Below are 24,461 nucleotides of genomic sequence, written 5' to 3'. Positions count from 1 at the left end.
CCTGATTTTCTCCTAATTTCCCTAATGCTACCGCCACATTTTTTGCTAATTGATAATTTACGCTAACGATCTAAGCAACTGCGATCGCAGATTCTGAAATCAAGCGTACATCAACCTGTTTGTTATCTAACTCCGATACCACAGCCACAATTCCAGGGCCAAAAAATCGCGTCAACTTTTCCTGCTTTTCTTGCCAAGCGGCAAAGTCCATCAAAGGCGAATCAAATCTCAAAACTAAACTATAAGCATCTTTAGTTGCTTCAGCCTGTGAAATTTCTTCATAGATACCCACTAACACAGGACGCTCCTCATCAGTAGGACTCATGCCCAGCTTTTCTAAAACCTCATCAAGATGCGCCTTGATGCCATAGCGATAACGAGTAACATCCTTACGCAGTTGCTTTTGGGTCGGAGTTTCTTGTGCTTGACGCAAAGCCACAATTTCTGCAGATTCAGGCACTAATACAGGTACAGGAGTAACCTCTGAAGACTTAAAGGCAAATCCACCTAATAAAATCGGAAATCCATAGAAAAAACCGACTAAATTCAAGGTTGAGTTACCCTTAGAGTAAGCCCAAAATCCAACTAAAAATAAAACACCGCCGACATATAAACCAATTGAAGCTAGTGATATCTTGTTGAGTCTAAGCATGATCAAAAATTAATAATACTTAATAAATGTATCTGTTAGGTGTAGCTATTTCGCAAATATTTTTTTTGATATCGTGAAAATCCCCTTCTAAGCTGTCAGTCTAAAAATTTTTATAACAAGGATTACCATGCTTAGACTATAAATGTATAAGTAGGAATTACATCACAATAACTAAATTCTAGAATTGTAAATTACCCTTTAGACTGGTTTTTCACAATTCTAAGTAGCTCATATCACCATTTTTATATTTGGCAAGCTACAATCATCTAGGTGTAATTCCCCGCAAAAAAAGTTTTAGAGACTACGGATCTGAGGAATCTGGCATGAGCAAAGCAGCCATCGACCTACCTATTGACATCAAGTTACCTGTTGGTAAGCTTGCTGGAGATATTGAAGAAATTGAAGAAGACCTTGACGACTTAGATGATGACATTGAACTCGAAAAGGATGACTTAATTGATGACTCAGACGAAGACTCTGACATTGACGACGACCCTGATAAAACTGGCAAAGCGAGGGGGACTAAAAAAAGAGCCAGTCAAACTAAGAAAAAGCATTTTACCGAAGACTCAATTCGTCTTTACCTACAAGAAATCGGTCGTATTCGCCTACTTAGAGCCGACGAAGAAATTGAATTAGCTCGTAAAATTGCCGATTTACTAGAACTAGAGCTAAAACGCGAAGAGTTAGCTACTGAAGTTGACTGCCATCCTGATGATGTCAGAGAGCCAGACTGGGCTGTCAAGATGGGGATGCCCCTTGGCGAATTTCGTAAACGCCTCCACTCGGGTCGTCGCGCCAAAGACAAAATGGTGCAGTCTAACCTAAGACTGGTGGTATCGATCGCCAAAAAATACATGAATCGTGGCTTGTCTTTCCAAGATCTGATCCAAGAAGGCAGTTTAGGTTTGATTCGTGCGGCTGAGAAATTTGATCATGAAAAGGGTTACAAGTTCTCCACCTACGCGACATGGTGGATTCGTCAAGCTATTACCCGTGCAATCGCTGACCAATCACGCACAATCCGTCTGCCTGTTCACCTTTACGAAACCATTTCGCGGATTAAGAAAACTACTAAGTTGCTATCGCAGGAAATGGGACGCAAGCCAACTGAAGAGGAAATCGCCACCCGTATGGAGATGACGATCGAAAAGCTGCGGTTTATTGCCAAATCTGCTCAGTTACCGATCTCCCTCGAAACCCCCATCGGTAAGGAAGAAGATTCTCGCCTCGGTGACTTTATTGAGTCCGAAGGTGAAACCCCTGATGATCAAGTTGCCAAGAGCCTCCTACGTGAAGATCTGGAAAGTGTATTAGGCACTCTCAGCCCTAGAGAACGTGATGTCTTACGTCTGCGCTATGGATTGGATGATGGTCGGATGAAGACCCTTGAAGAGATCGGTCAAATCTTTAACGTCACCCGTGAACGCATTCGTCAAATTGAAGCTAAGGCTCTTCGTAAGTTGCGCCATCCTAATCGTAATAGCGTTTTAAAAGAGTACATTCGCTAATTTGTTGCGACTTACTGGAATGATTGCTGTGATCGCAATTTGCTAAAAGTAAAATTGCGATCGCTTTAAATGATGTTAATTACTTCCCAGCCAAGAAATAGAGATGCACGGCTTCGCCGTGCATCTCTATTTCTTGGCTGTATATGCCTATTTCCTCAGTGGAAAGAGAGTAAACAAGCGTTTGTTTTATGAGATTGTCGCTAAATCGTTATTTGGATAATTGCTGTAAAAGCGATCGCTCATAATTAAATCGAGATTTAGAATAAACTGGGGTAAGCGATCACAGGAGTAAACCCGATGACTCAAACAGTTGCAAGAAAAATATCACTTTATGATCAAGATCTTAATTTGTGGCTGGAAACAGCGATCGCGCAATTAAAAAGTGGCAATTTGGAAAACCTCGATATTGAAAATCTGGTAGAGGAGTTGGAAGGCTTGGCAGGTAGAGATCGGCGCGAGTTAAGAGGAAGGCTACCAAAACTTCTCGAACATTTACTCAAGCGTTGCTATGTTAAAAGCGAGTATGACTATGCAGGATGGGAAATCACTATTGATCGCACTCGATTTGAAATAATCGGTATTTTGAGTCAGTCGCCTAGCCTGAGAAACTAGGCACTGGTTGCTAAAAAAGTGATGAATAGCTACAAGGCTTATCCAGTAAAAATTTATGATGATTGAGTGGCAATATCTGTGAAAAGTTTACCCAGAAATACTTCAAGCGACTTATCACTCTTTAACATTCCAGTGCCTTACTTTGTAAATTGATTTTTGACTTGCGGGATAGAGATTATGAATAAAACTGTACATAGGCTAAACAGAGATGTTATACTGAGAAGCCTGTGAAAAAATGACATCCTTTGAAACTAAATAAGTAAGTAACGGTTATGACAAAACGTACTCTACGCGGTAGTGTCCGCAAAAAGAAGCGCACCTCTGGATTTCGTGCCAGAATGGAAACCCCTACAGGTCGTCGAGTCATCAAAGCTCGTCGTAGCAGAGGTCGTGTTCGCCTCACAACTGTATAAGTTAGTTTCAATAGACCAGCGATTGCCAAATCTAGCTGATCAACCTATTTGTATTTGTTAATTTTCTTGTTAATTTTTTAATTAACTTTCCTGTGCTTCCTAATCAAAACCGTCTAAGGCGGCGAGAAGACTTCGCAAAAGTATATGCTAAGGGCGATCGCTACAGAGGCACATACTTAAGCTTGAAGATTCTGTTTGATAGCAATACCACATATACAAGGATTGGCATAGTTGTAAGCAAAAAAGTCAGCAAGTTGGCGGTAACCCGTAACCGATTTAAGCGCCAACTTCGCGCCATTTTTCGTCAACTTCTGTCACAATTAAAAGATGGATTGCAAATAGTTGTAACAGTTACTACTGTTGCAAGCAAGCCGAATTATCAAGAACTTGGGGATGATCTCAAGAATATATTAGCAAAGGCGAAGGTTCTGCATGGCAATTAACGAGGAAGTTTATTACGAAGGCGCACCTCACATTGGTGATCTAATCATCAGCTTGCTGATGAGTATTTTTGTGATCACAATTCCCTTTGGTATTGCCGCTATTACAAGAGCATTATGGTTACGTTATCGCATTACTAACCGACGGATTACTGTCACAGGTGGATGGATGGGAAACACCCGTACTGACATCGTGTATGCGGAAATTGCCAAGATCGTCACAGTTCCTCGTGGTTTAGGCACTTGGGGCGATATGGTACTAACGCTTAAAGATGGTTCTCGTCTAGAACTTAAATCTTTGCCAAAATTTCGTGAAACATACGAATACATTGAATCAAAGCTAAGCCTGAAAGCGCAAGATGTAAGTGGCGCGATCGGTGGCAAAGCCTAAAACATGGATGGATCGTTCTTGGGAATTAAATCCTGAACGATCCTCATTGTTAATGAATGTCTAATTTTCATGAGTGATATTGTTATCACTCGGATGCAAACCCAACAGTAAAGTAGAAAATGGATTTCGGTGTAGGTTTTCTTTCCAACAACATAATGTTGCCTTTCCTAGATTTTTTCTACGGCATCGTGCCGAACTATGGATTGGCAATTATTGCATTAACGTTGGTTGTACGTTTTGTGTTGTTTCCCGTTAGTGCCAATCAGCTTCGCAGTATGCGTCGCATGAAGATCGCTAACCCCGTAATGCAAAAAAGGATCAAGGAAGTTCAAGAGAGATACAAGAATGATCCCGCTAAGCAGCAAGAAGAGCTAGCGAAGGTCAACTCGGCAAATTTCAAAGAATTTGGAAATCCTCTATCGGGATGCCTACCTGCCATCGTTCAATTGCCAATCCTGTTTGCTTTGTTTGCAACCTTGAGAGGATCGCCCTTCGCAGACATCAACTACTCCCTCAATTTCCAAATTTCTAATCCTGATAACGCTGCACAACTCCAGCATCAGCCATTCACCTCGCCTAGCCAAAACGTTTACTTTGCCGATCGCGTCCATTACCCAGTTTTAGCAACTGCGACTAATGGCACAACCCTAGCAGTGGGCGAACAATCAAAGATTATTTTACAAACTGCTCAAGGTCAGGATTTCCAAGTTCTCGCTACAGAATATCCAGATGTGGACTTGAAAACACGATGGAAAGTTACCAAGGGTGAAGATCTAGTTGAAGTTTTAGAGGATGGTACTGTAGTTGCGAAGCAAGCAGGTGATGTAACAGTTCAAGCGACAGTTCCCGGACTTGCATCTAATAAGGGATTCCTGTTTATTAAAGCTCTTGGTAAAACTGGTGTTACTAATACCGATGGCAGCATTAACTGGGACATTGTGATTATGGTTTTGGGATTTGGACTTAGCCTTTATGCTAACCAAACTATTTCCAGTGGCTCAACCCCTAAATCTAGTGAGCCATCTCCTGAGACATCTCAACAGGAAACCATGAACAAACTCACACCAATTATTTTTTCTGGTATGTTTTTGTTCTTCCCTTTGCCATCTGGCGTAATGCTTTACATGTTGATTGCTAATATTTTCCAGACATTGCAAGCGTTTATTGTGGCAAAAGAGCCATTGCCTGAAAACCTCCAAAAGCTAGTTGCAGTGTCTTCTAGTGCGTCGGGTCAGTCTAGCTCTAAGTCAGATAACAAAGCGATCACATCAGGTAAGACTGAAGCAAGCAAAATCCCATTGGATCCAAAGTCTAAGCCAGCAACTGTGGTTGACAATAAAGATAAAGACAGTAAGTCTCCAACCAAATCGGCTCTGCCCTTTGAGCCAAACTCTTCTAAGAAAAAGAAAAAGGGTTCATAATTTAGTCTAGATAAACATTAGAAAGCGCCGTTTAGCGGCGCTTTCTAATGTTTATCTTTGTTTTAATTCAGCAAGAAGCGCTGTATTATTGAATATATTTGCGTTGAAATCGATTGGTTAGGTCAGTATGGACAATGCTTCAACAAGTGCAAATTGGCTGCAAGAGCTTTTAGGATTAATGGGTTATGAAACTTCGGTTGATGCTCGAATTGTAGAAGCATTAACCCCAAAACCTGATCCTAACTCCCAGAACTACTGGCTAGAGATTAATACGCATACTTTACAGGATGCACAGATTCAGAGCTTGATTGGTAAAGATGGCGCAGTGATTGATTCTTTGCAATATCTCGCTAGCGTTCTTTTAAATTATCCTCTAACAACAGATAGCGAATCATCTCTAGATCGTAATTTAAATCGTAATTTTTATACGGTTGAGTTAGATGGTTATCAGACAAAGCGCATCGCTAACTTACAGGCTTTGGCAGATAATGCTGTGCAGCAAGTGAGGGAAACTGGTGCTGAATTTGCGATTAAACAGCTATCTGCTGCGGATCGTCGATATATTCATCAGCTTTTAGAGGAATTTGCTGATATCAGTACCCAAAGTCAAGGCAAAGAACCTAATCGTCATTTGGTCGTTAAGTTAGTGCAAAGCTAATGGAAAAATTATATATACCTCAGATTGCTAGAGCTGTAGAAGCAACGGAAACCTTTGAATTTAAAGAATTTATTGAAGGGTTAGAAACCTTAACTCCCGTCAGTGGCGTGATCAGTGTCCGCCATGTTGGCTCGTTTTTAGAAGTGACTGCCAAGGCTTCTACGATTATTACTTTGACTTGCGATCGCACTTTGGTGCAGTTCAACTACCGTTTAGCGATCGATAATTCCGAGATGATTTGCTTAGCCGAGCCTTTGCCTGAGGGAGAATATCCCAAAGAGAGGGAAATTGAATCTGATGATCTGCTGGAGTCATTATCGCCTAATGGCTACTTTGATCCTTTGGCTTGGTTATACGAGCAATTAATATTGGCGATTCCCTATCCTAAAATTGCCCCTGATGCCCCAGCGCTTGAGGTAACTGATGCTGCTACCAATTCAGAAACTACTGTAGACAAGCGATGGGCTGCGTTAAATTCCCTAAAATTGTTTGAATAAAAAAGCGGCGCGATGCGCCGCTTTTTTATTTAATTGCACTCAGCTACTTAGCACAGGCAAATAACTTTTCTAGCTGTTCTTTTTCGCTAGGATTTTCGATAGTTTGAGCGATTTCTTTGGCTTTATCCCGTTGACCTATTGACCAATAGGCACTGCTGATATCGGAGTAAGCTCTGGAGCGAATGTTTGGATCGGGGGCAGTTTTTGCGATCGCAAGGCTATCTTGCAAAATTGCATCTACTTTATCCGTGATGCCGAACTCACCATAGGTGCTACCAATAATATTCAGAGCAAAAAGACGATCAATCGGTTGGGTTAGCTTTTGGGCGATGGTGAGAGATTGCTCAAAAGCTTTGTTGGCAAGTTCAGTAGCCTGAATATTGTGATACTGACGACCAACCTCAACCAATAGCGTGAACACATCGATTGAAGGATTCATCGTACTTAAACCTTGAAGACTTTGATCAAATAATTTGATTGCCTCATCTGTTTTTTTGTCCTTGGCATAGGCAATCGCCACATTAGCGATACCAACACTTTTCTCAACGGAGTTTTGATCAAGATTGCCGATTACCTCTAAAGCTTTGTCATATTGCTTGGAAGTAATATATTGGCTAGCCACTAAAAATAGCGATCGCATTTTTAGCATCTCGGCATTAGCATTGGCAGTTTGTTCCACAACTTTAGGATCGGCGGGAGTTACGTCTTTAGTGGGTACACTATCCTTTAAAGCTTTGTTGGCTAACTTCGGTGCAGTTTTTTTGATATTCTTGGCGGCTTTGCTAGCAGCTTCTTTGGCGGATGTAATTACATTGTCACGAATTGCATCGAATTCTTGAAATACGGCATCCAATGAAGCAACTGCCTTCGCATGATTCCCTGCTTGAGCATAGCTACCAGCAATTTCTACTCTGGCTCTTGCTTTAGTATTGCGATCGTCTATCATCGGCAACAAGTCCGTTGCAGCGGAAATAGAAGCTTCTGAGTTGAAGTCATCACCAAGTTCTGTATAAACATTGGCAATCGCGGCAAAAGCCCTAGAGCGAGCATAGGCATCAATGATCTCAGGTGTACCTTGAGTGGCATCAGCAAGAAGATTTTGCGCTTTCTCCTTCTTACCAGCATCACCATAGGCTTGAGCAATTTTGATATTGGCAAAAACTCGATCAACAGGTTCAGGTAACGTTTTTGCGATCGCCAGTGCATCATCAAGGGCGCTCACTGCCAACTTGGTTTGAGATGCTTTCGTAAGACGACCTGCGGTATCTAACAAGGCAAAAGCTTTTAGGGATGGTGTCGTAATATCCTTAGATGCAACTAAGCTCTTTTCTAAAACCTTCTTGGATTGCTCTGGTTTCCCTAATTCCAGATACTTACCTGAAATTTCCGTATAGGCAGCAACTTTAGACTCAGGGGATGGACTTGCATCTGCCAATGACACAAAACACTGAAGAGGTATGCCCTGAAACTTAGGATCTCCAGTCCTTTGAGGCATAGCAGCCCATGCTGAGCCTGTGGTGGTGAGATTCAGCAACACCGCTAAGCATCCAGCTAGCAGCCTCATCCATATTTTTCGCATAGTTAAGTTCTTCCTTGCGTCGATTATTGTGGGTAATGTCTTTGAGATTCTACCCAATAAGTTAGCGATCGCAGCTAAAGATAGTATTTGACTTACTTTACGAATATCAATTTTATCTGCCTAAAGGCAGAAAACATGAAGAAAGATTGCGAATCATAAAGCTATCTGTTACATTTCTAGATGTAAGTAAACTCACAAACAAAGTAATTCGATTATGTCTGACGAAAACCGTAATGTATGGAATTGGGGCTTTACTTCTGGTGCAGAAAACTGGAATGGTCGCCTAGCAATGATTGGCTTTGTATCAGCATTAGCAATTGAACTAATTAGCGGTCAAGGCGTACTCCACTTCTGGGGTCTTCTATAAGTCTTTTTGATATTTCGAGCATAAAAAAGCCGCGCATTGCGCGGCTTTTTTATGCTCGAAATCTAAGTATTGCAAGCCAATACTTAGATTTTGTTTTTATTCAGCAGCAACAGCTACTGGCTCTTCAGCATCAGGGATAACTGCTTCAGCATCTTCTACTTCAAGAGCTTCTGGATCGAGTTTGATTGTCATATAACGAATTACATCGTCAGCCAAACGCATTGATTTCTCTAAGCTTTCAATGGTTTGTGGAGTTGCGGTGTAATTTACTTGAATGTAAATACCTTCACGATGCCCCTTAATGTCATAGGCTAATCTCCGTCTACCACGGTGCTGAATCGTGATATCTTCAGCTTCTTGCTGTACTAAGAAGTCTTGATATTTTGCGATCGCTGCGTCGGCTTCCTGATCAGGAAGGTCAGGACGCAAGATATACATGGTTTCGTACAAACGCTTAACTGTCATTTAATTTCTTCCTTACGGTCAGTATTTTGGCTTCAGTTAGCTTTAATTATTTTAAAGTTTAGAAGCAAGGATTTACTATTATATCCTGTTAGGAGCATTGATTAATATTTTTTACAGCCCTGAGCGCATAGCAATACAGACGCTAGCTAGAGCAAATAAATATCCTCAAAACCTTAGATGTGAAGACTTTCACGATTATTTAGGGTATGGTTAAGTAATATGGAATATATATCTTTACAGCTAATTATGTTAGGACAAAAACAAAAGCCAAATAGAGAGTTGCGGCGCAAAGCGCCGCAACTCTCTATTTGGCTTTTGGGCTTAACTTACTTGCCTACAGCCATAGATTGATTTACAGCTCCGTCACATTTCCTAATTTTATATATTAATCGTATAATTAAAATATAAGTAATTTTTAGATTTTTATATTCTGATATCACTAAAGATAGGTTAAAGAACATGGCAGTGAAAACCGATACGATCGCTGATGTGTTGATAGTTGAAGATGAACTAGTAACGGCAAACGCACTTGCTGATGTCCTATCAGATTTAGGGTATAAAGTTCTAGAGATAGTTGATAGCAGCGATAAAGCAATCAGTGCGGCCAAGGCTCATATGCCAGATGTTATTTTAATGGACATCAAGCTAAAGGGAGCGGATAGTGGCATCATTGCCACCAATGAAATCCATAAAATTTCGCCAGTTCCTGTTATTTATTTAACTGCCTTTAGTGATGCGGATACTTTGCAAAAAGCGATCGCAACTTCTCCCTATGGATATCTCACCAAGCCCCTAAGGTATGGTGAAGTTAATGTCGCAATTATGCTGGCTTTAAAAAAGCATCGTGAAGAACAACTACTACAGGAAGCATTAGAAAAAGAGAAAGAATTACATATTCTCAAGTCACGTTTACTTGCCATGGCTTCCCATGAATTTTCCACGCCAATGTCAGTGATTCGGTTATTGATCTGGAAATTGCAAAACTTTGAAGAGCAACTCACAAAGGAGGGAAGAGCTAAAAACTTCGATTCTATTCAGTCAGCGATTAAAGATATTAATTGGTTGCTTGAAGAAATTAAATTTATTGCTTGTTCTGAATCGGGAAAATTTCCATTTAAGCCTGAAAGTGTTGATGCCATTAGCTATTGCCAACAACTAGTTGAAAATCTCCAAACCGAAGAGAATTCGCGTAAATGTCAAATTAAATTTCATAGTAAGGGAGAATGCCAAAAAATCAAGGTTGATAAAAAGCTGCTTTGGCATATCTTTATGAACTTAATTTCTAATGCAATCAAATATTCTTACAATGGCGGAACTATTGAGATTGAGATTGAATGTACTGATAAAAGCTTGGTTTTAAGTATTGCCGATCAGGGTATTGGTATTCCTGAGCAATATCTCAATGATTTGTTCCTGCCATTTCTGAGAGCAGAAAATGTTGGTAGTATCAAAGGCTTGGGCATGGGGCTGTATATTGTCAAGCAAGCAGTGGAAGCACACCATGGCAAGATTACTGTAGAAAGCGAAGTTAATATGGGCACAAAGTTTACCGTTGTTTTACCTTCAGATCTCTCCCTATCTAAAAAATCTGCTTCTTTAGCCATGCAAGAAATCGCCACATAAATGAAGACAACGCTTTGTGCCGCCTTCATTTATGTGGGCTTTACAATCTTCTAGTCTTCCTAGTTAAATTGTTCTGCCCAATTGGAAATCCAATGAAGACTTTGATGCACAAGTTCAGGAGTAGCAGCTTCGCAATATAGGCGTAGCAAAGGCTCAGTACCGCTAAAGCGAATCAATAGCCAACTGCCATCTTCTAGCCGAAACTTGAAACCATCGGGGGCTTGGACATCGATCACTTTAATGCCTGCAATTTCCTGTAATGATGATTGCTCAAGGTTTTTAACTAACCTTGAGCGAGCAGCCATGCCTGACAATTTTTTGTCGATGCGATCATAGTGAGAAAAGAAGTTGGTTTGCGCTTGCAAATTGCGATACAACACACTTAAATCTTTGCCTGATATTGCGATCGCTTCTAATACATACAGAGCCGAGAGTAGAGCATCACGCTCAGGAATGTGATTGCCATAGCCGATGCCCCCAGATTCTTCGCCACCAAGGAGGCAAGGAATCCCTGATAGCATTCTCTCGGCAATGTATTTGTATCCAACGGGAGTTTCGTAAACGGGAAGATCAAAACATGCAGCGACCTTGGGCATTAGGTCAGAACCACTAATGGTTTTGATTAATTCCCCTTTAAATCCACGATGTTTGGCGAGATGTTCTAGTAGGATTGGGATCAGGATTTGAGAGCTGAGGAAATTACCTTCACTATCAACGGCGGCAATGCGGTCAGCATCGCCATCAAACACAAAACCAACTAGTGTTTTCTCTGGGTGGTCACGATGGTAGGTTTTGACTTGACGGAATAGCTCGGCAATATAACGTGGAAGTGGCTCAGGTGCGCCGCCGCCGAAGAGAGGATCGCTGTTGCCATTAATTTCAATTAGATTTTTAGCAGTTGCGGATGGTAGTTCTAAAATGCGAGATAAACCGCTAGCAGCCGCTCCGTGCATCACATCAGCGAAAACGGTTAACTTGCCATCTGCGATCGCAGTTTTGATGGCATCAATATTTACTTTGCTGCGTAAGGCTTGGCAATAGCTCGCCCATGGGTCAAAGGTGGTGATCGTACCTGCTTGATTGCTGCTATAAACAAAGTCTCCGCTTGCGAGAATTTCCTCGACTTTGGCAGTGATATCAGGAGATACAGAACCGCCAAAAGCACCCTTAATTTTTAAACCCGAATAATTGGCAGGGTTATGACTAGCGGTAATTACTAATGCGCCGAGGGCTTTGCGATCGCAGGCTGCCCAACTGAAGGCGGGGGTGGGCGCAAAGTCCTCAGCAATCAAGACATCGAAGCCAATCGCCGCCACGGCTGCGGCAGTTTTTTGGGCAAAGGCATCGGACATGAATCTGCGATCGTAGCCAACAATAATCGTATTACTGCCCGATGCACCATAGGTTTGTTTTAAAATATGGGCGGCGATGGGGGCAACCGCAGCAAGACGATCAAATGTAAAATCGTCGGCAATGATCCCTCTCCAGCCGTCAGTACCAAAGTGGATCGGGGGATTCAGTATAGATTTGCCTTGCATGATAGGGATTTTTGCTAGTTTTTGCTAAGTAGAGTTTATCGCGAATGGATTACTTCGCCTCCATCCAATTTCTGCCCGTATGAATATCTACTTCCAGCTTAACGGAAAGCTCGACGGCTGATTCCATCGCTGCTTTGATTTTGGGTTGTAACTCATCAACCTCGTCAGGGGGAACTTCAAATACGAGTTCATCATGCACTTGTAACAATAGGCGAGCTTGATAGTTTTGCAAAATATCATCTACCCGCAGCATCGCCACTTTGATGATATCAGCGCTAGTTCCCTGAATTGGAGCGTTGACTGCCGATCGCAATAAAGCAGCTTTCTGATAGCCATTGATTTGACTTAACCCACGGAAATAACGCCGCCGTCCTAATACTGTCTTCACATAGCCATCGCGTTCTGCTTCCACTTCTACGCTTTGCATGTAGGTAAAGATGCGTTCGTAGCGCTGGTTAAATTTCTCGATGAATTGCTTGGCAACCTTGATGGGAACACCGATATCACGACTAAATTTTTGTGCGCCCATGCCATAAATCACGCCATAGTTAATAATTTTGGCAAGGCGACGATCTTCGCTACTAACTTCTTGTTTTTCTAATAGAAGCTGAGCCGTGACTGTATGCACATCTTCGCCCGCGTTAAAAGCGCGAATTAGTTCAGGCTCTTGACTTAGGTGTGCCAAAATCCGCAGCTCTATTTGCGAATAATCGGCAGCCATTAAAACCCAATTCTGTTCAGGAATAAACCCTGCTCTGATGCGCTTACTAAAAGCAGTGCGAATGGGAATATTTTGTAAATTAGGATTGGAACTACTCAATCTACCTGTCGCTGTAACCGTTTGATTGAAGTCAGTATGTACTCGCCCTGTTTGAGTCTGCACCAGTGATGGTAAAGCATCCACGTAGGTAGATTTAAGTTTGGCAAGGGTACGGTTTTCGAGAATGGTGTCAATGAGAGGATCTTCACCTTCCAGCTTATTAAGTACCACGACATCGGTGGAGTAACCCGTTTTACTTTTGCGTGATTTCTTAGTAAATTTTTCACCCAGCTTCTCCACTAAAATTTCGCTCAATTGCTTAGGGGAATTGAGGTTAAACTCTCGACCTGCCTGTGCATAAGCAGCGATCGCCAGCTTATCTAAATCTTTTTCGAGTTCTTGGGAAAATAGACCTAAATAGTCTTTGTCGATTCTGATGCCGCGCCATTCCATTGCTGCCAAAAGTGGCTCTAGGGGCATTTCGAGATTTTGGAACAAATCCCAAAGTTCTGGCACGGCAATTAATTGCGATCGCAAAATCGGCACAAGCTGATAGGTGATGTAGGTATCCATACCGCAATATTGAGCAACCGATGGAATATCTACTTCCGCAATAGATTTACGCTTGCCCACCAGATTTTTGTAACTAACGGTGCGAATCTGGAGTAAATCCATCGCCAGATCATCGAGTTTATGACTGGCTTCGGGGTCGATCACATAACTGGCAATCATTGTGTCAAAAACTACGCCTGCTAGTTCAATCCCTGCGGACTTAAACATCAGCCGATCGAACTTAGCATTTTGTAAGTATTTTGGATAACTGGCATCTTCGAGGATGGGTTTGAGAAAATCTCTGGCCTCTGACCATGGCAGATTTTTTCCCTCTTGATGACTGAGCGGAATATAGGCAATCTGATCAATGTCATTCCCCCAACAGCAGCCAATTCCGACTAATTCTGCGTCAAAGGGATTGAGCGCCGAGGTTTCCGTATCCCATGCGACAGGCTCTTTGCTATTGCGAAGATCTGCACATAGCTTTTCCAATTTGGCGCTCGTGTCAATAATCTGTACATCTAGTTTTAGAGAAGCAGAGTTTGCGATCGCAGATTCTGCTTCCTGCTTAGCAAAATCAAACCATAACTCGTCATCTTCTGTTGGCTCAGACTTGGGGACAACCTGATGTTTAACCTGTGGCGAGGATTTTTCGTAATTTCCCGATAGCTTAGATTGAATCTGATCCACACGATTGACAAAGGCTTTTAGCTCTAGTTCTTCCAATAACGGTACTAACTCATTAGTATCAAAACCCGTCAACTTACAATCTGCGATCGCAATTGGTAACGGCACATCGGTTTTAATTCTCGCCATAAACTGCGAATGTTTTGCCGCTTCAATCCCCTGCTCTAGCTTAGTTTTTATCGCTCCCTTCATCTGGGGAACTGCTGCCAAAATATTCTCTAAACTGCCATATTCTTCAATTAATTTAACTGCGGTTTTCTCCCCGATGCCCCTGACACCTGCAATATTATCGGAAGCATCACCACAGAGTGCTTTGTAGTCAACAACTTGGGCGGGTAATACGCCCAGCCTCTCTTTGACTTGATCCGCATGATATTCCACAATCTTGTCTTTCTGTCCCAAGTTCAACACAGAGATACGCTTATCGGCATCAATTAATTGAAATAAATCGCGATCGCCACTCAAAATTTTGACGGTGTAGCCTTCGGCACTCGCCGCTTGCGATAGAGTCCCCAGAACGTCATCAGCCTCAAAACCTGCTTGAGTAATGGCAGGCAAATTCATTGCTGCTAAAACTCGCTGCAAGTTTTGCATATCAGGAATAAAACTTTCAGGAGTTTCGGCACGATTGGCTTTATAGGTGTCATCAATTTCATGGCGAAATGTTGGCGTTGCCAGATCAAATGCGATCGCAACTGCCGTGGGTTTTTCGCGATCGAGCATCTCGATCAATGCTTTCAAAAAGCCAAAACAAATACTAGTCGGAATACCCGTCGAAGTTCGCAAACCACCCTCAGGATGTTTTCCAAACGCATAAAAGGCTCTAAACGCGAGGGAATGTCCGTCAACTAATAGGAATGTGGGATGATTTTGTGCGTTTGCGTCCATGGGAGAATTGTGAGGTGCTTCTGGGTTGCTTATTTTAGCCTAAAACCCAAGAAGATGAGTTGCGGCGATTCGCGCCGCAACTCATCTTCTTGGGTTTATTTCCTAAGCAAAAATTTCTCTGCGTTTTAATTCAGTGCCAAGCTCTGTAATCTGGAGAGCGTGACTTATAATAAAGTTAAATTTTGTAAAAAATTCAAATCAATACATGACTACTACCATTGCGCCCGAAACCGTGACCGTTAAGCACGAGATTAAGGACATCACTCTTGCACCACTAGGCAAACAACGCATCGAGTGGGCAAGCCGCGAAATGCCCGTGTTGCGTCAGATTCGTGATCGCTTTGCTGCTGAAAAGCCCCTTGCAGGTATCCGCATTGCGGCTTGCTGCCACGTCACCACCGAAACCGCTAACCTTGCGATCGCCTTGAAAGCCGCAGGCGCAGATGCCGTGTTGATTGCTAGCAACCCCCTCTCCACACAAGACGACGTTGCTGCATCATTGGTTTACGATCACGGTATTTCCGTATTCGCCATCAAAGGTGAAGACAATGCCACCTATCACCGCCACGTCGAAATGGCACTAGCTCACCGTCCCCACATCATCGTTGATGACGGTAGTGATGTAACCACCAGCTTGGTACTGCACCACGCTGATCAAGTTGCTGACATCATCGGTACTACCGAAGAAACCACCACAGGCATCGTCCGCCTCAATGCCATGTTTAGAGATGGCAAGCTGACCTTCCCTGCGATCGCAGTTAATGACGCAGAAACCAAGCACTTCTTCGATAACCGCTATGGTACTGGTCAATCCACCCTCGACGGCATTATCCGTGCTACCAACATTCTTTTAGCTGGTAAGGTCATTGTTGTGGCTGGCTATGGCTGGTGTGGTAAGGGTGTAGCCCTCCGCGCTCGTGGTATGGGTGCAAACGTCGTTGTCACTGAAATCAACCCAGTTGCCGCTATAGAAGCCGCAATGGATGGCTTTAGTGTTATGCCTATGGCAGAAGCAGCTAAGGTCGGTGATATCTTCATCACCGTCACAGGCAACAAGCATGTCATCCGTCATGAACATTTTGAAACCATGAAAGATGGCGCAATCGTCGCTAACTCTGGTCACTTTGACTTAGAAATCGACCTCGTTGCCCTCAACAATCTTACCGATTCCTCCAGCTTCGTTCGCAACTTTACCCAAGAGTACAAGCTCAAGTCTGGCAAGTCGATCATCGTCATCGGTGAAGGTCGTCTAGTTAACCTCGCGGCTGCCGAAGGTCACCCTGCTAGCGTTATGGACATGAGCTTTGCCAATCAAGCCCTTGCTTGCGAATATTTGGTTAAGAACAAAGGCAACTTGCCCGCAGGTGTTGTCCCAATTCCTAAGGATGTGGACCAAGAAATTGCTCGCTTGAAACTACAAGCTATGGGCATCACCATTGATACTCTCACCCCCGAGCAAATTCACTACCTCAACTCATGGACTGAAGGAACATAATCAATTCCTATCCGTAAAGTTGGCGATGAGCAGCTAACTTTACGAATCTCTGTCATGCTAGTTATAGCGTTTCTGACTCAGAGTTGCTGCACCGTCAAATGCGGTGCAGCAACTCTGCCCCTTGATTGAAAAGCGCTACATACCAATCCCCAAAAATGTGACGATATCTTTGGGAATTAAAAAACAAATCTGGTTCGGCACATCATGTCTGCGATCGCCACATCATTTCCCAAAAAACTACGCTGGCAAAGACTCAAAAATTCGTCACTTGCGCGACAACGTGAAGTTTTTCTAGCCTCTTTTACTTTTTTGTTTTTTATTTGGTGGGATAAATTTTGGCAAATTGATACACCCTATAGCCGCAATAAAAGAGCCGAGTGGCTAGTGCGGAACATGCTCGAATTGGGACCAACCTTCATCAAAATTGGTCAGTCCCTGTCAACCCGTGTGGATTTGCTACCCGTTGAGTACATTAGTAATTTGTCGCAACTTCAGGATAAAGTTCCTGCCTTTAGTGCCAAAGAAGCTAGGGATATCATCGAACTAGAGTTAGGCAAGTCTCTGTACATCATTTATCGTGATTTTGATGAAGTGCCACTTGCCGCCGCAAGTCTAGGACAGGTACATCGCGCCACGCTACACACAGGCGAAGAGGTTGTCGTTAAAGTGCAGCGGGCAGGATTAAAGAATCTATTCGATCTAGATCTTCTCGCAGTTGGTAAGCTCCTCAAAATATTTCGCCGCTATTTGCCTTGGACTCGTAAATATAATCTTGAGGGGATTTACAAAGAATTTTTTACAGTGCTTTATCAAGAAATTGATTATGTGATCGAGGGGAATAATGCTGATCGCTTCCGTAAAAATTTTGAAGGCTATCCACGGATAGTTGTTCCTAAGGTCTATTGGGAATATTCTACATCCAAAGTATTGACCTTAGAATATGTTCCAGGCATCAAGATTGATGATCGACAAGCGCTGGAAGCCTGTGGACTAAATCCCAAAGAAATCAATCAATTGGGAATTTGTTGCTATCTTAAACAATTACTACAGGATGGTTTTTTCCATGCTGACCCTCATCCTGGCAATCTTGCCGTTAGTCAAGATGGAAGCCTAATTTTCTATGACTACGGCATGATGGCAGAAGTGAAAACCATGGCAAAGGATCAAATGGTGAAGACTTTCTTTGCGGTGTTGCGGAAGGACACAAATGAAGTGGTTGACACTTTGATGAGTATGGGTTTCATTGAGCCAGTGGCAGATATGAGTCCAGTGAAAAGAATGCTTAAATTCGTTTTAGATCGCTTTACCGAGCGTCCTGTGAATATCTATGAATTTGAACAAATTAAAGGGGAAGTAGTCGCTATTTTTGAAAAACAGCCCTTCCGTTTGCCACCGCAAATGACCTATTTGCTCAAATCTCTCACAACTCTCGATGGTATCGCTAGAATTCTCGATCCAGAATATAACTTTACGACTGCGGCTCAGCCATTTGTCAAGAGCATTGTATTGGCAAAGGGAAGAGGAAACACCTTGGGTGCTTTGGCACAACAAGCAAAAGATTTCCTGATTTATCAACTCAACAAGCCTAGTCGCATGGAAATTTTATTGGATCGATTGGAGGAAAGACTAGAACGCGGAGAATTGATGATTCAGGTTAAGTCCATAGAAAGCGATCGCACCCTTAAACGTATTAATATTGCCGTGAAAGCACTAATTTATGCTTGTTTAACAGGATTTCTGGCTTTGTCAGGTGCTGTGTTATTGGTAGGAACTAACGCTTATGGAGGCTGGGCAATAGCTATTTTTATGGGAGCAGGGTTCTCTGGATTAGGATTAATTCGCTCTCTAGTTCAGTTATCAATTCGTGAAAAAATCGATAGCCTTGCTGAGCAGTAGCCATTACAGATGCCCGATTAGCAGGCATCTATAATGATTATTTAGTCACTAATAGCACTCAGTAATACTTCGGCAATGGTCATATCTTCCATATCGCTGATGGTTACAGTATCAACAATATCGAAGTTAGCACCAATGCTCATGAGTCGGTCATCTAATGCTTTGAGAAAGTCTGTCGCACCAGAATCTGAACCAACTTGAATGAAAGAAAGTCCCAATTCCTCATCAGAATCCATCCGTTTAGTTGTCTCAATAATCACCTCAAAAACAGAGCGACGATCGTCAGGTTCTCCATCCGTAATAATGAGAATTGTCTCTCCCCCCTTGGCTTGACCAGCTTTTTTACGCTGAAAAAACTGATTAACAGCATCTTGGAGGACAGCAGTTAAGTTGGTTCCGCCCATCGGTTCATTCTCTTGGAATATCTGCTCTACCTTGGCGGCTGTCACTTTGTCATAGCGCTTAAATTTACCTGAAAAGAGATAGACAGTAATTCCATCAGGATCTAATTGATCACATTTGCGTGCAAGGGCAAGAGTTGACTCCTTAACAATTTCCCAACGACTTTTGTTTGTGCCTCTATCGGTGTTCGACATGCTGCCGCTTTTATCGATGATCAGCGTATAGTCACGATTGTCTAGCATATTAAAATCTTGATGAGGTTATGAACTGGTTTAGATCATACAATGAATTGTTAAGTGGCTAAACATAATTAAAACCAAAAATCAGAGCGTGATTTGCTCGTTTCGCAATCGAATCACGCTTCTGGGGTTTAAGGTTGTTTATGCTGAACTACTTAATTCTGGTGGAATTAGAGAAAGTAAGAAGAGAAGTCAGATCTAGAGTTTTGGTTGACGATTCTTGCCTGCTTAAAGGACGTTTTGAGTTTCGCATCTGCTATGATCCTGTGTGGAAATTTACAAGCTAAATTTGTTTATGGTGGCTCAACTTCAAGGCAACGTACAGGTGTTTATTGCACCCCACCGTAATCTCTACACTGATATTATTGCCCAAGGTCTGCGCGTAGCAGGACAGGGTACACAGGTTTTACTAGTTCAATTTTTTCAGACAGGAATCAGCCAAGGCTTAGGCAATCCCAGACAGCTTGTCGAAAATTTGCAATGGCTGCGCTGTGAAGCTGAGCGTGACATATCCAAGGATGGGATTGACTTAACTGATACGGAAAAGTCGGCAGTGCTGGAACTGTGGCATTATGCTAAAAAAATCATTGAATCGGCGGGCGCAGGTTTGGTGATTCTTGATGAAGCGAACTTATTGGTATTGCGATCGCTAATTACTGAAGAAGAGTTGTTAGAAGTGCTAAAAATGCGATCGCCTAAGGTCAATATTATTGTCACAGGTTCATCAATGCCAACGAGTGTGGCGGACTATGCTGATCAAGTTACGCATCGGCGCAATTAAAACCTAGAATCGATTGGCAAAGCGTTGCTAATCGTTAGTATCTATGAGCCAAGCTTAAAGGCTTCGAGAAATAGACCATATACTAATCCCAATTTAATAGAATTCAATATTTCTGTTGTCAGTAGTCTTGGTGCTAAGCTGCCATCACTGAGGGGAATCCGCCTAGTGCTATAGACATAGCGATTAGTCAGTTCTACTAGCAGTAACACAATGGCAGCAGAGACAACATCTTGCTCAGATTTTACTCCTGAAAATGTAGAAATCACAGATGCTAAAAAGAATCCTGCGAGTAAGCTAATGATGATCAAAGAAGTCCGCCGCCAAGGATTATTAGACCATCTGGCGAGTTGGGCAGCACTGACACTAACAATTGTGCTAAGACGAGTATTTTGCATAAATATTTTTGACTAAACTCTAGATCCATTTAGAAGCATGACTAACTTACTAACTGCAATCATCAATATTGTAAATAACAATCAGTTGAGTTTAACTAGTTATTTTAAAAGCAACAATAGAATTAATGCTGTGGGTGACGGTTTAGAGTTTTTCATCAAAGATGCTTTCTGTAACTCTTTTAATCTGGAGATTAAACAAAAAAGTGTCAACGTTTATCCGCAGTTTTTCTCCTATGAAGGAAATTCCAATAATCCTCCCGATTTAATTTTAAAAGATGGGGATGCCGTAGAGGTTAAGAAAATAGAGTCACTGAAGACTGCGATCGCATTAAACAGCTCATATCCCAAGGCACAGCTTTTTGCGAATGATTCCATGATTACGAATGCCTGTCGGAGTTGTGAAAATGCGTGGAAGGTAAAAGATATTATTTACACCATAGGTGTAGTCCCTAAGCAACAAAATCGTTTAAAATTCCTCTGGTTTGTATATGGAGATTGCTTTGCCGCCGAAAAACAAGTCTATGAAAGAATTAGAAATGGTATTTGCGATGGGGTCAATCAAATCGCAGGGATTGAATTTGCCGAGACTAATGAGCTAGCAAGGGTTAATCGGGTTGATCCTCTAGGTATAACCTACCTAAGAGTTAGGGGTATGTGGGGAATAGAAAACCCTATCAGTATCTATAATTATCTTGATTTAGAATATGATGAAAGCTGCAATTTTCAAATGATTGCTATCATGCAAGAAAGCAAGTATTTATCTTTTTCTAAACAACACAGGCAAGCAATAGAAAATCTAGCTGATACTAATCAAATCAAAATTAGAGATATTAAGATTAAGTCTCCAAATAATCCTGCTAAAATCCTAAATTCAAAAATAATTATTTACAAAAAATAAAGATGAATATTGTATCGCTATTTTCTGGATGTGGTGGTTTAGACCTTGGTTTTCAAAAAGCAGGATTTAATATTATCTTTGCTAACGAATATGACAAATCAATCTGGGAAACTTATGAAGCTAACCATATAAATAGCCACTTAGATCGCAGAAATATTAGAGATATCCCATCTTCAGACATACCTGATTGTATTGGTATTATTGGGGGACCACCTTGTCAAAGTTGGAGTGAAGCTGGTGCGGGGAGAGGAATTAATGACTCAAGAGGAGAGGTCTTTTATGAATATATAAGGATTGTCAATGATAAAAAGCCATTATTTTTTGTCGCTGAAAATGTTAGTGGTATTCTAGCCGAAAAACATCATCAAGCTTTTACTAATATTTTGGGAATGTTTAGGGATTCTGGTTATGAAGTAACTTATAAATTACTAAATGCTGCTAATTTTAACGTTGCTCAGGACCGCAAAAGAGTAATTATTGTGGGCTATCGTAGTGATATTGGAGGTGTTTTCGAGTTCCCGAAAGAAAATACTAAAATTCCTACGCTTAGAGATGTTATCTATGATCTAAGTTTAGTTGAGCCGATTGCTAGTAAAAGCTCAAGTCACATTGTGTCGCCAATTCCGAATCATGAATATTTAGATAGTAGCTTTTCGAGTATTTACATGTCTAGAAATCGGGTGAGAACTTGGAATGAGCCATCATTTACAATTCAAGCAGGAGGTAGACATGCGCCAATTCATCCTCAAGCAAATAAAATGATACTTATGGGGAAAGATAAGCGCATATTTGATCCTCATTCACCTAAGCCTTACCGTCGTTTATCAGTTAGAGAATGTGCAAGAATTCAAAGTTTTCCCGACGAATTTATTTTTAAATATAAAAATATTAATGATGGCTATAAGATGGTGGGAAATGCTGTACCAGTGAACTTTGCCGAGGCTATTGCTAGCAAGATTATTGTAGATATTCAAGATTATCAATCCATTGGAATTTGCCGACGATTGCGCCAACTAAGTTATCCTGAACAAATCATATTAATCAGCCCTAGCCTTGTATAGTCATTCCTTAGAACTAGCAACAAAAAAGAGCTACTGCTGAGCAGTAACTCTTTTTTGTTGCTAATATCTTAAGCCTTTGTTTTTTCCAGTACAAAGTTACTTAATGATCTCTGGACAGACACAATCGGAATTTGGCTGATTGCTTCCGCAGCAAAAGCATAGGTGAGCAACTTAGCAGCACTCTCCGCATCAATGGCACGACTTTGTAAATAGAAGATCTCATCAGCATCTAACTGGCTGACTGTTGCCCCATGGGCGCATTTGACATTATCCGCAAAAATTTCTAATTGTGGCTTCGTATCAATTCTCGCCTTGCCCGATAGCAATAAATTGCGACTAAGCTGCGCCGAATCAGTTTGTTGTGCTAATTTCGCAACTTGGATTTTGCCGCTAAAAACAGCATGGGAACGTCCATCCGCAATACACTTATGCAACTGCTTACTAGAGCCATGGGGATAATTGTGGGCGATCGCAGAATGTGTATCGGCAAGTTGTTCACCATCTGTAATTGCCAAACCAGTTAGGGATGTTTCCGTCTGCTCAGCCATCTGCTGCACTAGCAAATTCTGGCGCGAGATCTTCGCCCCAAATCCAATCGATTGGTTTTTATAAACACTATTGTTTGCCTGTGCGATCGCAGTTGTATTAATGTGGATCGCCTCGTTGCCCTGCCGCTGCACCTTGGTATGGTTTATTTGTGCGCCCTCAGCCAACCAAACTTCGGTCACCGCATTACTAAAATATGGCTGATCGTCATTACCAACAAAGGTTTGAATAAAGGTCAACTCGCTATGATTTTCTGCGATTACTAAGCAGCGGGGTTGGGTGACTAGGGTTGTATCGCCTTCTTTGGGAACTGCGATCGATAAAATCTGAATTGGGTTTTCGACAACTAAATTTTTAGGAACAATAATTACAGCAACATCTGACAGACAAGCTGTATTCAGACTCGCAAAATAGTCATTCGCATCGGGATGCTGCGCTAAATGTGATCGCAGTTTTGGCAAAATGCGATCGCCCAAGGTAGACAAAGTTCCAAATATTAAGCCTTCACTTACATTGGTCAGATCTGAGAATTCTTGACTATATTTGCCATTCACAAACACTAAGCAATTTCCAATTGCTTCAGGAGCCATATGTGTCGCCAATAGTTCCTCTGCCTTAGGTGAGGACAGCTCATGCTCAGTAAACTGAAACCTCCCTAAGCTAGAAATATCGGTATATTTCCATTCTTCATCCTTGGTAGTTGGGAAAGGCAGCGTCGCTAGATGATCACTAGCCAATTGACGTAACTCTTTGACAAAGTTACTGGTATCTTGACCCGCAGAGATATCAGCACCTAAATTGACAATTTGATTCACAAATTGTTGACCATTTACTGCTAATTTACTGCGATTACTAGAAGCACCTTTAAATTCTGCTTGGTCTGCCAATTGTTCAGAAACTTGAATAGTCATTACGCTAACACCGCCTCTTCTTCCTTGAGCCAGTCATAGCCTTTTTCTTCGAGTTCTAGTGCCAAGTCTTTGCCACCCGTAAGAATAATCTTGCCATTCTCCATTACATGAATGAAGTCTGGAATGATGTAGTTGAGCAAGCGCTGATAGTGAGTGATTACCAATGAAGAATTTTGGGGAGTGGAAAGCTTATTAACACCACCCGCCACAATTCTCAAAGCATCAATATCTAAGCCTGAGTCAGTTTCATCAAGAATCGCCAAGGTGGGTTCTAGAATTGCCATTTGCAAAATCTCATTGCGCTTCTTTTCTCCTCCAGAAAATCCTTCATTAACACTACGGCTCAAGAAAGAAGGATTCATTTCTACAATTTCCAGTTTTTCTTGGATGAAATCATCAAAATCAATGATATCCAATTCTTCTAAGCCCTTGTGCTTTCTCAAATTGTTGTAGGACAAGCGCAAGAAGTCAGAGTTAGTTACCCCTGGAATTTCGAGAGGATATTGGAAGGCAAGGAATACACCTTCTCTGGATCTAATTTCAGGTTCTAAATCTAAAAGATTTTTACCTTTATAGATAATCTCGCCACCTGTGACTGTATAGGCAGGATGTCCTGCTAAAATCTTCGAGAATGTACTTTTGCCAGATCCATTGGGTCCCATAATTGCATGGACTTCTCCAGCTTTAATCTCTAGATTTAGCCCCTTGAGAATCTGGACTCCATCAACTTCGGCAGTCAAATCCTTGACTGATAAAATCACTTCACTATTTTCGACAATCATT

At 41.8% G+C, this 24,461-nt stretch carries 24 protein-coding genes; 15 read left to right on the top strand and 9 right to left on the bottom strand.

All coding sequences use genetic code 11. The features are described 5' to 3' along the window. Positions 1-70: 70 nt before the first annotated feature. On the bottom strand, positions 71-652 hold the full coding sequence (locus H6F41_RS10210) for a DUF2854 domain-containing protein (protein ID WP_190403375.1): 582 nt from the start codon (positions 650-652) through the stop codon (positions 71-73). A 323-nt stretch (positions 653-975) separates the two neighbouring features. On the opposite strand from H6F41_RS10210, the gene rpoD reads away from it, so the two are divergent. From rpoD to H6F41_RS10170, 8 genes are all read left to right on the top strand, one after another. After that, positions 976-2,163 (top strand): RNA polymerase sigma factor RpoD, encoded by a 1,188-nt coding sequence (gene rpoD / locus H6F41_RS10205; RefSeq protein ID WP_190403374.1) that lies wholly within the window; start codon positions 976-978, stop codon positions 2,161-2,163. A 297-nt stretch (positions 2,164-2,460) separates the two neighbouring features. Continuing rightward, positions 2,461-2,775, top strand: a complete 315-nt coding sequence (locus H6F41_RS10200) for a DUF29 domain-containing protein (RefSeq protein WP_190403373.1) — start codon at positions 2,461-2,463, stop codon at positions 2,773-2,775. Between the two features lie 272 nt (positions 2,776-3,047). Further along, on the top strand, positions 3,048-3,188 hold the full coding sequence (gene rpmH, locus H6F41_RS10195; protein ID WP_094534927.1) for a 50S ribosomal protein L34: 141 nt from the start codon (positions 3,048-3,050) through the stop codon (positions 3,186-3,188). Positions 3,189-3,280: 92 nt separating this feature from the next. Next, positions 3,281-3,631: a ribonuclease P protein component gene (rnpA, locus tag H6F41_RS10190; protein WP_190403372.1), complete on the top strand. Its 351-nt coding sequence runs from the start codon at positions 3,281-3,283 to the stop codon at positions 3,629-3,631. Then, the gene (locus tag H6F41_RS10185) at positions 3,621-4,019 is read left to right on the top strand and encodes a PH domain-containing protein (RefSeq protein WP_190403371.1); all 399 of its coding nucleotides are present in this window, start codon (positions 3,621-3,623) and stop codon (positions 4,017-4,019) included. Before rnpA ends, H6F41_RS10185 begins: the two co-directional genes overlap by 11 nt. A gap of 119 nt (positions 4,020-4,138) precedes the next feature. Further along, positions 4,139-5,440, top strand: coding sequence for a membrane protein insertase YidC (yidC, locus tag H6F41_RS10180; protein ID WP_190403370.1), 1,302 nt, complete (start codon positions 4,139-4,141; stop codon positions 5,438-5,440). Between the two features lie 127 nt (positions 5,441-5,567). After that, positions 5,568-6,098: a Jag family protein gene (locus H6F41_RS10175; RefSeq protein WP_190403369.1), complete on the top strand. Its 531-nt coding sequence runs from the start codon at positions 5,568-5,570 to the stop codon at positions 6,096-6,098. Next, complete coding sequence (locus H6F41_RS10170) at positions 6,098-6,595, top strand: YceD family protein (RefSeq protein WP_190403368.1); 498 nt, start codon at positions 6,098-6,100, stop codon at positions 6,593-6,595. Before H6F41_RS10175 ends, H6F41_RS10170 begins: the two co-directional genes overlap by 1 nt. Positions 6,596-6,638: 43 nt before the next feature. Here H6F41_RS10170 and H6F41_RS10165 read toward each other — a convergent pair whose 3' ends face one another. After that, complete coding sequence (locus tag H6F41_RS10165; protein ID WP_190403367.1) at positions 6,639-8,174, bottom strand: tetratricopeptide repeat protein; 1,536 nt, start codon at positions 8,172-8,174, stop codon at positions 6,639-6,641. Between the two features lie 214 nt (positions 8,175-8,388). Here H6F41_RS10165 and H6F41_RS10160 point away from each other — a divergent pair, with 214 nt between their 5' ends. Then, entirely contained in the window at positions 8,389-8,541 is a 153-nt protein-coding gene (locus tag H6F41_RS10160; protein ID WP_190403366.1) for a chlorophyll A-B binding protein, read from the top strand. 96 nt (positions 8,542-8,637) lie between these two features. Here H6F41_RS10160 and rpsF read toward each other — a convergent pair whose 3' ends face one another. Then, positions 8,638-9,006, bottom strand: a complete 369-nt coding sequence (gene rpsF, locus H6F41_RS10155; protein WP_190403365.1) for a 30S ribosomal protein S6 — start codon at positions 9,004-9,006, stop codon at positions 8,638-8,640. 459 nt (positions 9,007-9,465) lie between these two features. Between rpsF and H6F41_RS10150 the strand changes: the two genes are divergently transcribed. Further along, positions 9,466-10,629 carry a hybrid sensor histidine kinase/response regulator gene (locus H6F41_RS10150; RefSeq protein WP_190403364.1) on the top strand — a complete coding sequence of 388 codons (1,164 nt, stop codon included), beginning with the start codon at positions 9,466-9,468 and terminating at the stop codon, positions 10,627-10,629. A gap of 59 nt (positions 10,630-10,688) precedes the next feature. Here H6F41_RS10150 and H6F41_RS10145 read toward each other — a convergent pair whose 3' ends face one another. Next, a complete protein-coding gene (locus tag H6F41_RS10145; protein WP_190403363.1) occupies positions 10,689-12,167 on the bottom strand; it encodes a phosphoglucomutase/phosphomannomutase family protein in 1,479 nt (492 codons plus the stop codon). A gap of 49 nt (positions 12,168-12,216) precedes the next feature. Continuing rightward, a complete protein-coding gene (gene polA, locus H6F41_RS10140; RefSeq protein WP_190403362.1) occupies positions 12,217-15,054 on the bottom strand; it encodes a DNA polymerase I in 2,838 nt (945 codons plus the stop codon). Positions 15,055-15,259: 205 nt separating this feature from the next. Between polA and ahcY the strand changes: the two genes are divergently transcribed. After that, on the top strand, positions 15,260-16,549 hold the full coding sequence (ahcY, locus tag H6F41_RS10135) for an adenosylhomocysteinase (RefSeq protein ID WP_190403361.1): 1,290 nt from the start codon (positions 15,260-15,262) through the stop codon (positions 16,547-16,549). 204 nt (positions 16,550-16,753) lie between these two features. Then, on the top strand, positions 16,754-18,445 hold the full coding sequence (locus H6F41_RS10130; protein ID WP_190403360.1) for an ABC1 kinase family protein: 1,692 nt from the start codon (positions 16,754-16,756) through the stop codon (positions 18,443-18,445). 41 nt (positions 18,446-18,486) lie between these two features. On the opposite strand, the gene H6F41_RS10125 is transcribed toward H6F41_RS10130, so the two are convergent. Continuing rightward, on the bottom strand, positions 18,487-19,089 hold the full coding sequence (locus tag H6F41_RS10125) for a vWA domain-containing protein (protein WP_190403359.1): 603 nt from the start codon (positions 19,087-19,089) through the stop codon (positions 18,487-18,489). 292 nt (positions 19,090-19,381) lie between these two features. Here H6F41_RS10125 and H6F41_RS10120 point away from each other — a divergent pair, with 292 nt between their 5' ends. Next, complete coding sequence (locus H6F41_RS10120; RefSeq protein WP_190403358.1) at positions 19,382-19,867, top strand: cob(I)yrinic acid a,c-diamide adenosyltransferase; 486 nt, start codon at positions 19,382-19,384, stop codon at positions 19,865-19,867. A 41-nt stretch (positions 19,868-19,908) separates the two neighbouring features. Here H6F41_RS10120 and H6F41_RS10115 read toward each other — a convergent pair whose 3' ends face one another. Further along, entirely contained in the window at positions 19,909-20,262 is a 354-nt protein-coding gene (locus H6F41_RS10115; RefSeq protein ID WP_190403357.1) for a DUF565 domain-containing protein, read from the bottom strand. A 37-nt stretch (positions 20,263-20,299) separates the two neighbouring features. On the opposite strand from H6F41_RS10115, the gene H6F41_RS10110 reads away from it, so the two are divergent. Then, on the top strand, positions 20,300-21,160 hold the full coding sequence (locus H6F41_RS10110) for an NgoPII family restriction endonuclease (RefSeq protein WP_190403356.1): 861 nt from the start codon (positions 20,300-20,302) through the stop codon (positions 21,158-21,160). 2 nt (positions 21,161-21,162) lie between these two features. Next, complete coding sequence (locus H6F41_RS10105; protein WP_190403355.1) at positions 21,163-22,221, top strand: DNA cytosine methyltransferase; 1,059 nt, start codon at positions 21,163-21,165, stop codon at positions 22,219-22,221. A gap of 68 nt (positions 22,222-22,289) precedes the next feature. Here the strand turns inward: H6F41_RS10105 and sufD are convergent, their stop codons facing one another. Further along, complete coding sequence (sufD, locus tag H6F41_RS10100; protein ID WP_190403354.1) at positions 22,290-23,678, bottom strand: Fe-S cluster assembly protein SufD; 1,389 nt, start codon at positions 23,676-23,678, stop codon at positions 22,290-22,292. Beyond that, positions 23,678-24,460, bottom strand: coding sequence for a Fe-S cluster assembly ATPase SufC (sufC, locus tag H6F41_RS10095; protein WP_190403353.1), 783 nt, complete (start codon positions 24,458-24,460; stop codon positions 23,678-23,680). Before sufC ends, sufD begins: the two co-directional genes overlap by 1 nt. Position 24,461: the final 1 nt, after the last annotated feature.

This window comes from Pseudanabaena mucicola FACHB-723 (genome assembly GCF_014696385.1).
Classification (GTDB): domain Bacteria; phylum Cyanobacteriota; class Cyanobacteriia; order Pseudanabaenales; family Pseudanabaenaceae; genus Pseudanabaena.
This window is presented reverse-complemented; position numbering and strand designations above follow the sequence as displayed.

Excerpts from the sequence above, each read along its gene's own strand:
- H6F41_RS10210 (WP_190403375.1), bottom strand. The coding sequence starts at position 652 with ATGCTTAGACTCAACAAGATATCACTAGCTTCAATTGGTTTATATGTC.
- rpoD (WP_190403374.1), top strand. The coding sequence starts at position 976 with ATGAGCAAAGCAGCCATCGACCTACCTATTGACATCAAGTTACCTGTT.
- H6F41_RS10200 (WP_190403373.1), top strand. The coding sequence starts at position 2,461 with ATGACTCAAACAGTTGCAAGAAAAATATCACTTTATGATCAAGATCTT.
- rpmH (WP_094534927.1), top strand. The coding sequence starts at position 3,048 with ATGACAAAACGTACTCTACGCGGTAGTGTCCGCAAAAAGAAGCGCACC.
- H6F41_RS10185 (WP_190403371.1), top strand. The coding sequence starts at position 3,621 with ATGGCAATTAACGAGGAAGTTTATTACGAAGGCGCACCTCACATTGGT.
- yidC (WP_190403370.1), top strand. The coding sequence starts at position 4,139 with ATGGATTTCGGTGTAGGTTTTCTTTCCAACAACATAATGTTGCCTTTC.
- H6F41_RS10175 (WP_190403369.1), top strand. The coding sequence starts at position 5,568 with ATGGACAATGCTTCAACAAGTGCAAATTGGCTGCAAGAGCTTTTAGGA.
- H6F41_RS10170 (WP_190403368.1), top strand. The coding sequence starts at position 6,098 with ATGGAAAAATTATATATACCTCAGATTGCTAGAGCTGTAGAAGCAACG.
- H6F41_RS10165 (WP_190403367.1), bottom strand. The coding sequence starts at position 8,174 with ATGCGAAAAATATGGATGAGGCTGCTAGCTGGATGCTTAGCGGTGTTG.
- H6F41_RS10160 (WP_190403366.1), top strand. The coding sequence starts at position 8,389 with ATGTCTGACGAAAACCGTAATGTATGGAATTGGGGCTTTACTTCTGGT.
- rpsF (WP_190403365.1), bottom strand. The coding sequence starts at position 9,006 with ATGACAGTTAAGCGTTTGTACGAAACCATGTATATCTTGCGTCCTGAC.
- H6F41_RS10150 (WP_190403364.1), top strand. The coding sequence starts at position 9,466 with ATGGCAGTGAAAACCGATACGATCGCTGATGTGTTGATAGTTGAAGAT.
- H6F41_RS10145 (WP_190403363.1), bottom strand. The coding sequence starts at position 12,167 with ATGCAAGGCAAATCTATACTGAATCCCCCGATCCACTTTGGTACTGAC.
- polA (WP_190403362.1), bottom strand. The coding sequence starts at position 15,054 with ATGGACGCAAACGCACAAAATCATCCCACATTCCTATTAGTTGACGGA.
- ahcY (WP_190403361.1), top strand. The coding sequence starts at position 15,260 with ATGACTACTACCATTGCGCCCGAAACCGTGACCGTTAAGCACGAGATT.
- H6F41_RS10130 (WP_190403360.1), top strand. The coding sequence starts at position 16,754 with ATGTCTGCGATCGCCACATCATTTCCCAAAAAACTACGCTGGCAAAGA.
- H6F41_RS10125 (WP_190403359.1), bottom strand. The coding sequence starts at position 19,089 with ATGCTAGACAATCGTGACTATACGCTGATCATCGATAAAAGCGGCAGC.
- H6F41_RS10120 (WP_190403358.1), top strand. The coding sequence starts at position 19,382 with ATGGTGGCTCAACTTCAAGGCAACGTACAGGTGTTTATTGCACCCCAC.
- H6F41_RS10115 (WP_190403357.1), bottom strand. The coding sequence starts at position 20,262 with ATGCAAAATACTCGTCTTAGCACAATTGTTAGTGTCAGTGCTGCCCAA.
- H6F41_RS10110 (WP_190403356.1), top strand. The coding sequence starts at position 20,300 with ATGACTAACTTACTAACTGCAATCATCAATATTGTAAATAACAATCAG.
- H6F41_RS10105 (WP_190403355.1), top strand. The coding sequence starts at position 21,163 with ATGAATATTGTATCGCTATTTTCTGGATGTGGTGGTTTAGACCTTGGT.
- sufD (WP_190403354.1), bottom strand. The coding sequence starts at position 23,678 with ATGACTATTCAAGTTTCTGAACAATTGGCAGACCAAGCAGAATTTAAA.
- sufC (WP_190403353.1), bottom strand. The coding sequence starts at position 24,460 with ATGATTGTCGAAAATAGTGAAGTGATTTTATCAGTCAAGGATTTGACT.